An 11587-nucleotide genomic window follows, 5' to 3' on the forward strand; every position below is an offset into this window, starting at 1 on the left:
GCTTCGACTGGACTTTGCAATGAACAAACGTGCGACGCCGGAAACAGGCGCTGCGCAGGTGGAAACACCCGTGCCCGCGGGAATTAACGCGCCAGCATTCGGCAGCGATGTTGTTGCCGAGACGCTACGCGACCTCGACATTCCCTATGTCGCGCTCAATCCGGGCGCCAGCTATCGCGGGCTGCACGATTCGCTCGTCAATTATCTCGGCAACGAGCGGCCGCAGATGCTGCTCTGCCTGCATGAGGAAAGCGCCGTCGCAATTGCACAGGGCTATGCCAAGGTGACTGGACGCGCGATGGGTGCGATCGTGCATTCCAATGTCGGGCTGATGCACGCCACCATGGCGATCTTCAATGCCTGGTGCGACCGCATGCCGGTCGTGGTGCTGGGCGCCACCGGCCCGGTCGATGCCGATAAGCGCCGCCCCTGGATCGACTGGATCCATACCGCGCGGGATCAGGGCGCGCTGGTTCGCGGCTATGTCAAATGGGACGACCAGCCCGCCTCCCCCGCCGCCGCGCGCGAGGCGCTGATCCGCGCCGCCAATATCGCCAATGCGCTGCCGCAGGGGCCGGTTTATGTGAATCTCGACGCCGAGATGCAGGAAACAAAGCTTCCCGAGCCGCTGCCGCCGATCGATGTGGCGCGCTACCGCCCGCGCATCGCAGCCGCACCCGATCCGGAAACGGTGAAGGAAGCCGCGGATCGGCTGCGTCAGGCGAAACGTCCCGTCATCCTCGCCGGCCGAGCCTCACGCCGGCGCGACGCATGGGACGCCCGCGTCGCGCTCGCAGAGTCGTTGAATGCCCGCGTCCTGAGCGATCTGAAGATCGGCGCGTCATTCCCGACCGATCATCCGCTGCATCTCGGAGCACCAGGGATGCTGCTCCCCGATGCAGACGGACTTGCCGCGCTCGCCGAGGCCGACGTGATCCTGAGCCTCGACTGGGTCGATCTTGGCGGCGCAATGAAAGCGGCCAAATCCCATGCCGTCGTGATCTCGGCCTCGCTTGACCAGAACATCCACAATGGCTGGAGCATGGATCACCAGGCGCTGCCGCCGATCGACCTGCTGATCGCCGCCGATCCCGACGAGGTGGCGATCGCGCTGTCGCGTGCAATCGGAGCGCCGGCAAAACCCGTAACCCTTCCTGCCGCCCCACGCGCGATGACAAAGCCCGCTCCGGGCGAAAAGCTCACGGTCGAGGATCTTGCGTTTGCCGTGCGCCACGCCGTCGAAACACGCGATGTGTCCCTCACCCATCTGCCGCTGTCCTGGAACGGCGCGTGGTGGCCGTTCCGCCATCCACTGGACTTCCTCGGCTCGGATAGCGGCGGGGGCATCGGCGGCGGGCCCGGCATCTCGGTGGGTGCCGCCCTTGCGCTGAAAGGCTCGGGGCGGCTGCCGGTCGCGATCTGCGGCGACGGCGACTACCTCATGGGCGTCACCGCACTCTGGACAGCGGCGCATTACCGCATTCCGCTGCTGGTATTGATCGCCAACAATCGATCGTTCTTCAACGACGAACTGCATCAGGAACGCGTCGCCCGCATGCGCCATCGGCCGGTGGAGAACCGCTGGATCGGGCAGCGCATCTCCGATCCCGATATCGATCTTGCGGCAATGGCGCGCGCGCAGGGCGCGGACGGCTTCGGACCTGTGCGGACCGGAAGCGAACTATCTGCGGCGCTGGACGCAGCCATTGCTGCGGTCGAGGGCGGCGCAGTCGCCGTGGTCGATGTTCGTGTCGAACCGGGCTATGCTCCGTCGATGACGGCGATGATGACAAGAAAAGCCGAGTAAAACTCGGAGATCACCTTGGGGAAGAAATGTCTGCTGCACCGGTAACCGCCATCCGCCCCGCCTCCGCGCCATCCGGCGCGGACGGCATCCTTGTCGTCAACGACGTGACCAAGCATTTCCGCACGCCCGATGGCGTGGTGACGGCTGTCGATAAAGTCTCCCTCAGCGTCAGGCAGGGTGAATTCCTGGCCGTGATCGGTCCGTCCGGCTGCGGCAAGTCGACGTTATTCAACGTGGTCGGCGGATTGCTCGGCGATTATGAGGGCGAGGTCACCGTCGGCGGCGAACGGATCACCGGTCCGCACGCGTCGGTCGGCATGGTGTTCCAGGAGGAGTCGACCTTTCCCTGGCGCACCGTGATCGAAAACGTCTCGTTCCCGCTCGAGATCGAGGGCATGCCGAAAGCAAAGCGGCACGACAAGGCGCGCCACTTCATCAAGATGGTTGGCCTCGACGGCTTCGAGAACCGTTATCCGAACGAATTGTCGGGCGGCATGCGCCAGCGCGTCTCCCTGGCGCGGACACTCGCGTCCGAGCCGAAGATTCTATTGATGGACGAGCCCTTCGCTGCGCTCGACGAGCAGACGCGGCTCCTGCTGGGTGACAAGGTGCTGCAGATCCAGCAGGAACTGAAACAGACCACCCTGCTCATCACCCACAACATCACCGAAGCGGTGCAGCTGTCCGACCGCATCCTGGTGATGACCTACCGGCCCGGCAAGATCAAACGCGTGGTCGATATCGACCTGCCGCGCCCGCGCACCTCCGAAGTAGTCGGCAGCGATGCCTTCGGCCATTATGTGGCGCAAATCTGGGCTGACCTGCGCGAGGAGGCAAGCCGCGGCATGAGCGACGACGAATCCCGAGCCCGTGCCACCGGGACGCGCCGCAAATGACGCTCACGGACTTCACCCGTCAGCGCTACGCGTCGGCTCTGGTCGGTTTCGGCACTTTGGTTGCAGCCATCGGCCTGATGCAGGCGCTGGTACAGTTCGGCGTCCTCAACAGGTTTATCGTCCCCCCGCCGTCCGATGTGTTTCTCGCCTTCGAGCGCGTGATCGTGGAGGAGCATATCCTCGACCGATTCCTGCTCACCATGCAGGAATGCGTGTCGGCGGCTGCCCTCCTGGCCGTATTCGGGATTTCGATCGGAACACTGCTCTACAAGGTCAACATCCTGCGGCAAGCGACCGAAACCTGGGTTGCGGCCGCGGCATCGGCCCCGACCGTGCTGATGTACCCCCTGTTCATGGTCATCTTCGGCCGCTCCGCGACCACCATCATCATCATGGGCTTCGTCGCCGGCCTGCCCGCGGTCATTCTGAAGACCATCGAGGGGCTGTCCGGCACCAAGCGCGTGCTGATGAATGTCGGGCGAACATTCAAGCTCACGCCGTGGCAGATGTTCTGGAAGATCCAGTTTCCCTCGGCCCTGCCGACGATTTTCACCGGCTTCAAGCTCGGTCTGATCTTCGCCCTGATCAATGTCGTCGGCGTGGAATTCCTGATCAATTTCGGCGGGCTCGGTCAGCTTATCAACGATCTTGCCGAGCGCTACGATCTCGCCGGGACCTATGCCGCGATCTGCTTCGTGATCCTGGTGAGCGTCTGTTTCTTTGTCGTGGTGGAGTGGTTTGAGCGATGGCTGACGCGGTCCACCTGACACGGGCAACCAACATGCGTTCGCCGGCGGTCAGCCCGGTGACGCTGGTTCGCATTGTCATCATTGTTGCGATCCTGGCCGGCTGGGAAGCGCTCGCGCAATCCGGCCTGCTTTATCGCGACGTGGTGCCGTCGCTGTTTGCGATTGGCAAGGCGATCGTCGGCCTTTTGGTCGATCCCAATTATTACTGGCATCTCGGCGTGACGGCTTATGAAGTCGGCGTCGCCCTCCTCATCGGTGGCCTGAGCGCGATCATCGTCGGCCTGGTCCTTGGCGGAAACAAGTTCCTCAGCCGCGCCTACGAGCCGTATCTCTACTATCTCGGCCCGACGCCGAAGATCATCTTCTTCCCGATCATGATCATGTGGTTCGGGGTCGGCCCGCCCTCCAAGATCGCGCTCGGCACCTTGTCGTGCTTCTTCCCGATCGCGTTGTCGGTCGCAGCCGGCATGCGGCAGATCGAACCCGTTCTGATCCGGGTCGGACAAAGCTTCCGCGCCAATAGCTGGCAGATGGCCACCAAGGTCTATCTGCCGGCGATGCGCCACCCGATCATCAACGGCGTCCGGCTGGGACTTGGCGTGGCGCTGATCGGCACGCTGCTCGCCGAGACCAAGCTGTCAAATCGTGGCATTGGGTTTCTGATCATCCAGGCTTACAGCCTGTTCGACATGCCACGGATGTACGCGATGCTGATCGTGCTGTTCGTGCTCTCGATCGGCGCCAACGCCATTGTCGGACGGCTCGGCGGGCTCAACAGCATCAAGCGGTTCTAGGGCAGAATGCGGAGCGCGCCGCGCGCGCCCCGCAACCACAGGCTCAGATCTTCACGCTGTCCAGCGTCGCCGGATGGAACAGATCCTCCGGCGTGACCAGCCGCGACGACAGGCCCTGCGCGTGATGATGGCGGAAGAACGTCTCCAGCACATGCCGATTGGCCGGCACGCCATAGGACCAGTAATCGTCGCCCATCAGCACGCGCGCTTCCATGATGCGCTCCTCGATGAAGGGCAGCGTCACCTTGACCGCCGATACATCGGCGAGATTCTCCATCGCAATCGCCTTCGACTGTTCGAATGCCTTCAGCACCGCCGCAGGCAGCCACGGATGCTTCTCGGCCAGCGTCTTTCGCACCCCGACGATATGCATGATCGGAAAGATCTTGGTCCGCGCGTAATAATCCTTCGCCGCCGCTTCCGGATCGGGAAACAACCAGCCGACATTCGGCGTATCCGCGGGCAGAGCCGGTGCGCGCGGCGCCATGAAGGCGTCGATCTCGCCGGACGCGAGCATGCCGGAAATGGTCTTGCCTTCCGGTGCGTTTTCCAAACGTACATTCTCGGGCAGGTTGAGCTTGATCTTTTCCGGTCGGCCCGCATGCGCGATGCCGCCGCGCACCCAGGTGACGTCCGACGGCTTCACGCCGAACTCATCCTCCAGCAGCGCCCGCGCCCAGACCACCGCGGTGAGCTGATATTCCGGCAGGCCGATGCGTTTGCCCTTCAGGTCCTGCGGCTTCTTGATGCGATCGGTGCGCACATAAATTGAGGTGTGACGGAAACAGCGCGACAGAAATGCGGGCACGCCGACATAAGGAAAATTGCCATCGGCCGTCTTTACCGTCGAGCTCGACAGCGACAATTCGCAGATGTCGAAATCGGTGGTCTTGAAAGCGCGAAAGAAGATCTCTTCCGGCGACAACGTCATGAATACCGGATCGACGCCGTCCATCTGCACGGCCCCATCAATCAGCGGGCGGTTTCGATCATAATCGCCGATGGCGACGGAGAGATTGAGTTTGGGCATTCCTCACCTTGGTTGGTGGCCTGTTCTTGTCATGGCGGGTCCCTCCCGGCCACCCGGCTATTCATAAAGCCGTGGATGCCCGGCACAAGAGCGGGCAAGACATCGGAGGGTTGCAACCCGACTGCTACGACGTCTGCGCCACATCGAGCAACCGCATCTGCACGCGCTCAGCGCCCTGCCAGCGGTCGATCGACAACTGCCCAGCGGCATGCACTGCCTGCCCGCGTCCCTCGATCAGCGCGCGGCCGAGATCGGTGTCGGCGGATCGAAACGCCACCGCGTTAACAAACGCGCCATCCGGACTGCGCAGCCGGGCGCGGATATGCTGGCCGCCGACGATGTCCGCGAAGGCGATGGTGTGCGCCGGCAAAGCAAATACCGGATCGGGATTGCCGGCGCCGAACGGCCCTGCGCGCATCATCGACGCGCAGAAATCGAGACTGGCAGCGGCCGCGCTAAGCGCGCCATCGATCAGCAGCGCGTCGTCACGGCGCGCAGCCTCCACCGCATCGGTGAGTGCCGCCTCCAGATAGGCGCGGAATTCGGCAAGCCGCTCGCGGCGGATGGTGACGCCCGCCGCCATGGCGTGTCCGCCACCCTTGACCAACAGACCTTCCGCCACGGCCTGACGCACCGCGCGGCCGAGATCGACACCTGCAATCGAACGGCCCGACCCGGTGCCGATGCCGCCCACGCCAAGCGCAATCGCAAAAGCGGGGCGGCCGAACTTCTCCTTTAGCCGCGCCGCAACGAGTCCGACGATACCGGGATGCCAGCCTTCCGACGCCGTCACGACCACGGCTCCCTTCTCTTCCAGTCCGAGTGCGGCCAGAGCCTCCGCCTCAGCTTCCGCGAGCATGTGCTGCTCCATCGCCCGCCGTTCTTGGTTCAGCCGGTCCAATTCGGCCGCTATCCGCCCGGCTTCGCTGGCGTCCTCCTCCAGCAGCAGATTGGCGCCGAGATCGGCGCGGCCGATGCGGCCCCCGGCGTTGATGCGGGGCCCGAGCAGAAATCCGAGATGATACGGCTCCGGCGGTCCGTCGAGGCGCGCCGCATCCATCAATGCGGTCAGGCCCACATTCTCCCGCCGCCGCAGCGAGATCAGTCCCTTCGAGACAAAGGCGCGGTTGAGACCCTTGAGCGGCACCACGTCCGCCACCGTACCGAGCGCGACCAGATCGAGCGACGACAGCAGATCCGGCTCCCGCAGCGTTCCGTCGAACACGCCGCGGCGGCGCAATTCGCGGTTCACCGCAACCAGCGTCATGAACACGAGGCCAACCGCGGCGAGATGGTTGAGCCCCGACAGATCGTCGAGCCGGTTCGGATTGACGATCGCCAGAGCCGGCGGAAGCACCGGGTCGCATTGGTGATGATCGATGACGACCGTATCGAGACCGAGCTTCTTCGCCTCGGTCAGCGGCTCGATCGATGTCGTCCCGCAATCGACCGTGACCAACAAGGTCGCGCCGCGCCCGGCCAGCGCCCGGATCGCATCGACATTGGGACCGTAGCCTTCGAACAAACGGTCCGGGATGTGGATGGCGGGGTTCAGTCCGAAATGACGCAGATAGCGCGCCAGCAACGCCGATGACGTTGCGCCGTCCACGTCGTAGTCGCCGAAGATCGCTACGTTCTCGAATCGCTGGATCGCATCGGCGAGGCGCGCCGCCGCCTCCCGCATCCCGGTCAGCGTCTCCGGATCGGGCATCAGCCGCTTCACCGCCGGATCGAGATAGCTTTCCGCATCGGCGACGCCAACGCCACGGCCGGCGAGAATGCGCGCCAGCATGTCAGGCACGCCATGGCGTTGGGTGATGGCCAGCGCCCCTGCCGTCCCGCGCGCGTCGAGCCGGTCGCGCCAGGCGCGGCCACGTGCGGATTTCGCCACGCCGAGAAAAAAACGCGGCGTTTCCGGCATTGCGGCAAGAGCTGGCAAGGCAGCGGACATCGGACCGATTCGAGAGTGAGGGCCGTGGCGATAGTGGCGGAAACGCCAACGATCCGCCAGCGGAGCGGGTTGCGGCGACCGGCCCCCCAACCCGGCCTATATTGCCGATCGATGCGCAGCGCCGGATGTTCTCAGTCCAGATGGAACTTGTCGAGCTGGCGGTGCTCGCCGAAGATGCGACGCACAGTGCCGGTCACGGAGCGCATCACCACCGTTTCGGTCTCGATGATCTCCTTGCCGAATTTCACGCCCGACAGCATCGCCCCCGACGTGACACCGGTCGCGGCGAACAGGCAGTCGCCCTTCACCATGTCATCGATTTCGTATTTCTTCTTCGGGTCCTTGATGCCCATCTTCAGCGTGCGCTCGCGCAACGCCTCGGAATCGATCACAAGCCGGGTCTGCATCTGGCCGCCGATACAGCGCAATGCCGCGGCCGCGAGCACGCCCTCCGGCGCGCCGCCGGTTCCGAGATAAATGTCGATGCCGGTCCTGGGCTCGGCGCAGTGGATCACGCCCGCGACATCGCCATCGGTTATCAGGCTGACCGCCGCACCGGTCTTGCGCACGGCGGCGATGATGTCGGCATGCCGGGACCGGTCGAGCAGGATCGCTGTGATCTCGGACGGCTTTACGCCCTTGGCCTTGGCGAGATTGAGGATGTTTTCTTCCGGGGGCGCGTCAAGGTCGATGGTGCCTTTCGGGTAGCCTGGCCCGATCGCGATCTTGTCCATGTAGCAATCCGGCGCATGCAGCAGCGTGCCGGCGTCGGCCATCGCCAGCGTCGCGATCGCGCCCGGCATGTTCTTGGCGCACAAGACCGTGCCTTCCAGCGGGTCGACGGCGATATCGACCTTGAACCCGCCCTTGTTTCCGACCTTCTCGCCGATGAACAGCATCGGCGCTTCATCCATCTCGCCCTCGCCGATCACCACCGTGCCGTCGATCGGCAGCTTGTTGAGTTCCCGGCGCATGGCGTCAACCGCTGCCTGGTCCGAGGCCTTGTCCCGGCCATGCCCGCGCAGACGCGCCGCCGACACCGCCGCGCGCTCGGTCACGCGCACGATCTCAAGCGAGAGAACGCGCTCCAGCACCTGATTGGGTGCCACAGTGATCGTCGACGCCATATCGCTGCCCCTTTTCCCGCCGGCACAGCCGCCGACTTCTATAGCCCGCCGTGTTCTATCGGTTTTTCTCGATGCGGATCAATTGCGGCTCCTCGGAAATCACCTTGTCCGCCTTTACGGCCGCAAGCGCGCGACGGACGGCATCTTCCGTCGTCGCGTAGGTGATCAGGATCACGGGAACCGGGCCCGTGGCCGCCCTTGCGTCCTTGCCGCCCTGGGGGCCGGAATTCGGCGTGACCAGGTGGCGCTGCACAATCGATTCGAGAGAAATGTCCTGTTCCGCCAGCCGGGTCGCGATGGTGGCCGCCGTCCCCGGTTTGTCGACGGCGAGCAGGCGGATGTAATAGCCGCCCTCGTGTTTCTGCATCGGCGCCTTGCCAGCCACGGTCAGGTTGTCCGTCGTGCGTCCGAACGGTGCAACGCGCGCACCACGCGCAATGTCGCCGATATCCGCAACGACCGCCGACGCGGTCGCAAGCCCGCCTGCCCCCGGCCCGACCAGCGTGATCGGTGCGATGCCTTCGGCATCAACGGTGACCGCATTCAGCACACCCATCACCTGCGCGATCGCGGAATCCTTCGGCACCATCGTCGGATGGACACGCTGCTCAATTCCGGCCTCGGTTTTCACCGCAACGCCAAGCAGCTTGATGCGATAACCCAGTTCGTCCGCCGCCAGGAGATCGGCCGGCGCGATCGAGGAGATGCCCTCGACATAGATGGACTCGGAATCGACCTTCGTGCCGAACGCGATCGAGGCAAGGATCGCGAGCTTCTGCGCGGTATCGAAGCCTTCCACGTCGAAGGTCGGATCAGCCTCCGCATAGCCCAGCCGCTGGGCATCCTTCAGGCATTCGGCAAAGGAGAGCTTCTCCTGCTCCATGCGGGTCAGGATGTAATTGCAGGTGCCGTTCAGGATGCCGTAGATGCGGGCGAAGGAATTGCCGGCAAAGCCCTCCCGCAAGGTCTTGATGATCGGGATGCCGCCGGCCACCGCCGCCTCGAAATTCAGGGCGACGCCGTTCGCCTCCGCGAGCTGCGCCAGCGCAAGTCCGTGTTTCGCGAGCAAGGCCTTGTTCGCCGTGACGACGGATTTGCCCGCCGCCAGCGCCGTCTCGATCGCAGCCTTGGCCGGATCGTCCTCGCCGCCGATCAGTTCGATGAATACGTCGATCCCGGGATCGGAGGCAAGTGCCACCGGATCGTCGAACCAGCGAACGCCCGACAGGTCGACGCCGCGGTCCTTCGCCTTGTCGCGCGCGGTCACTGCGACGACCTCGACAGAACGTCCGCAGCGCGCGGCAAGCTGACCTTCGGCAATCAGCCGGACGACCGATGAGCCGACGGTGCCTAAGCCGGCAAGACCCACCTTCAGGGGCGCGAGCATTCTTCTGATCCGGGAGAGAGAAGGAAGCGGCGCGTCAGCGCCGCGTTGCCAGCGGAACGACGTTGTGCAGCTTGTCGATTCCGGTTTCGAGGAAGCGGCGGATGTTGCGCGCCGCCTGACGGATGCGTTGTTCGTTCTCGACCAGCGCGATGCGGACATGATCATCGCCATGCTCGCCGAAGCCGATGCCGGGCGCGACAGCGACGTCGGCCTTTTCGACCAGGAGTTTCGCGAATTCGATCGAACCCATCTGCCGGAACGGCTCCGGCAACTTTGCCCAGGCGAACATCGACGCCGTGGGCGACGGAATCGACCAGCCGGCGCGTCCGAAACTGTCGACCAGCACGTCACGGCGCTTGCGATAGATCTCGCGCATCTCGCGAATGCAATCGTCAGGTCCGTTGAGTGCGGCTGTCGCCGCCACCTGTACCGGGGTGAAGGCGCCATAATCCAGATACGACTTGACGCGGCCGAGCGCCGCAATCACGCGCTCGTTGCCGACCGCGAAGCCCATGCGCCAGCCTGGCATCGAAAACGTCTTCGACATCGAAGTGAACTCGACCGTCACGTCCATCGCGCCCGGCACCTGCAGCACCGACGGCGGCGGGTTGTTGTCGAAATAGACCTCGGCATAAGCCAGATCGGACAGGATGATGATCTCGTGCTTTTTCGCGAAGGCGACGAGATCGCGATAGAAATCGAGGCTCGCCACGCAAGCCGTGGGATTGGCCGGATAACAGGCGATCACCGCAATCGGCTTTGGGATCGAATGCTGCAGCGCTCGTTCCAGGGCCGCGAAGAAATCCGGATTGGGCTCCGCCGGCACCGATCGGATGACGCCACCCGCCATCAGGAAGCCGAAGGCGTGGATCGGGTAGCTCGGATTGGGCACCAGCACCACATCGCCGGGCGACGTGATCGCCTGCGCGACGTTGGCGAAGCCTTCCTTGGAGCCAAGCGTGGCAACGATCTGCGTATCGGGATTGAGCTTCACGCCGAAACGGCGCGCGTAATAGCCGGCCTGCGCGCGCCGCAGCCCCGCAATCCCCTTCGAGGCCGAATAGCGGTCGGTCCGCGGCTTGCCGAGCGTTTCCTTCAGCTTGTCGATGACATGCGCGGGCGCCGGCAGGTCCGGGTTGCCCATCCCGAGATCGACGATATCGGCCCCGGCGTTACGAGCGGCGGCCTTGGCGCGGTTGACCTGCTCGAACACATACGGGGGCAGACGGCGGACTCGGTAAAATTCTTCCATGGAAACGTGTCCTTGGCGCCAAAGCTCTCTCGCGGCCCGCAGGCCTCCCCGAGCCGGTGTCAGGGGATTTCGGTCGATTCAATTGGCCGGCGAATGCCACGCTTTTATCACGGGCGCGGGCTTCCGCCAGTGGTCTGGGAAGGCAATGGCCAGGGAGGCGTACCCGCAGGCGCCTGGCCGGTCGCCACGCCCTGGGATGCGGGTTGTCCGGCCACCTCGCCGCTCGGTGACTTCTTCTTCCCCCGGCCGGACTTGGCCTTGTTTTCCTGCGCAGCCTTGGCTTTCGCAGCCTTTTCCGCCTTCGCCTTTTCCCGCGCGATGTTCTTCTGCTGGTTGGGCTGCCGGTTGCGAACGGCGATCAGGTCGGCCTCGAGTTTTTTTTGCTGCTCTGCATCAAGGACCGCCGGCCGCGGCGGCGGCATGTCATGGACCGCCGGAAAGTCGGGTGCCTGGGCTGGACGGGCGGGCGCGCCCGCCGGCAATCCCCCTATTGCCTGCGGGATGCTGTCAATCTGGGCCGTCGAGCAGCCCGATACCAACACCGCCAACGCCACCAGCGACAGCACGGCCCGGCCCAAACCGGGTCGGCCGACG

Annotated in this window: 10 protein-coding genes; 4 read left to right on the top strand and 6 right to left on the bottom strand. The window is 64.5% G+C overall.

Features of this window, described 5'->3' with window-relative positions:
• Positions 1–19 precede the first annotated feature (19 nt).
• The 4 genes from AC5I5I_RS17375 to AC5I5I_RS17390 are packed head-to-tail and all read left to right on the top strand — an operon-like array spanning position 20 to position 4246.
• Positions 20–1807, top strand: a complete 1788-nt coding sequence (locus AC5I5I_RS17375) for a thiamine pyrophosphate-binding protein (protein ID WP_495975173.1) — start codon at positions 20–22, stop codon at positions 1805–1807.
• 26 nt (positions 1808–1833) lie between these two features.
• Complete coding sequence (locus AC5I5I_RS17380; protein ID WP_495975174.1) at positions 1834–2703, top strand: ABC transporter ATP-binding protein; 870 nt, start codon at positions 1834–1836, stop codon at positions 2701–2703.
• Positions 2700–3470, top strand: coding sequence for an ABC transporter permease (locus AC5I5I_RS17385; protein WP_495975175.1), 771 nt, complete (start codon positions 2700–2702; stop codon positions 3468–3470). The genes AC5I5I_RS17380 and AC5I5I_RS17385 overlap by 4 nt, the downstream gene beginning before the upstream one ends.
• Positions 3449–4246: an ABC transporter permease gene (locus AC5I5I_RS17390; protein WP_495975176.1), complete on the top strand. Its 798-nt coding sequence runs from the start codon at positions 3449–3451 to the stop codon at positions 4244–4246. The genes AC5I5I_RS17385 and AC5I5I_RS17390 overlap by 22 nt, the downstream gene beginning before the upstream one ends.
• 43 nt (positions 4247–4289) lie before the next feature.
• Here the strand turns inward: AC5I5I_RS17390 and AC5I5I_RS17395 are convergent, their stop codons facing one another.
• The 6 genes from AC5I5I_RS17395 to AC5I5I_RS17420 all read right to left on the bottom strand — a co-directional run bounded on the left by AC5I5I_RS17395 (position 4290) and on the right by AC5I5I_RS17420 (position 11559).
• Positions 4290–5276 (bottom strand): ABC transporter substrate-binding protein, encoded by a 987-nt coding sequence (locus AC5I5I_RS17395; protein ID WP_495975177.1) that lies wholly within the window; start codon positions 5274–5276, stop codon positions 4290–4292.
• Positions 5277–5400: 124 nt separating this feature from the next.
• Positions 5401–7227, bottom strand: coding sequence for a single-stranded-DNA-specific exonuclease RecJ (recJ, locus tag AC5I5I_RS17400; RefSeq protein WP_495975178.1), 1827 nt, complete (start codon positions 7225–7227; stop codon positions 5401–5403).
• A 131-nt stretch (positions 7228–7358) separates the two neighbouring features.
• Entirely contained in the window at positions 7359–8354 is a 996-nt protein-coding gene (gene glpX / locus AC5I5I_RS17405) for a class II fructose-bisphosphatase (protein WP_495975179.1), read from the bottom strand.
• A gap of 55 nt (positions 8355–8409) precedes the next feature.
• Positions 8410–9741, bottom strand: a complete 1332-nt coding sequence (locus AC5I5I_RS17410) for a homoserine dehydrogenase (protein ID WP_495975180.1) — start codon at positions 9739–9741, stop codon at positions 8410–8412.
• A gap of 34 nt (positions 9742–9775) precedes the next feature.
• Complete coding sequence (locus AC5I5I_RS17415) at positions 9776–10993, bottom strand: LL-diaminopimelate aminotransferase (RefSeq protein WP_495975181.1); 1218 nt, start codon at positions 10991–10993, stop codon at positions 9776–9778.
• A gap of 107 nt (positions 10994–11100) precedes the next feature.
• Positions 11101–11559: a hypothetical protein gene (locus AC5I5I_RS17420; protein ID WP_495975182.1), complete on the bottom strand. Its 459-nt coding sequence runs from the start codon at positions 11557–11559 to the stop codon at positions 11101–11103.
• Positions 11560–11587: the final 28 nt, after the last annotated feature.

It is taken from the genome of Pseudorhodoplanes sp. (assembly GCF_059499825.1).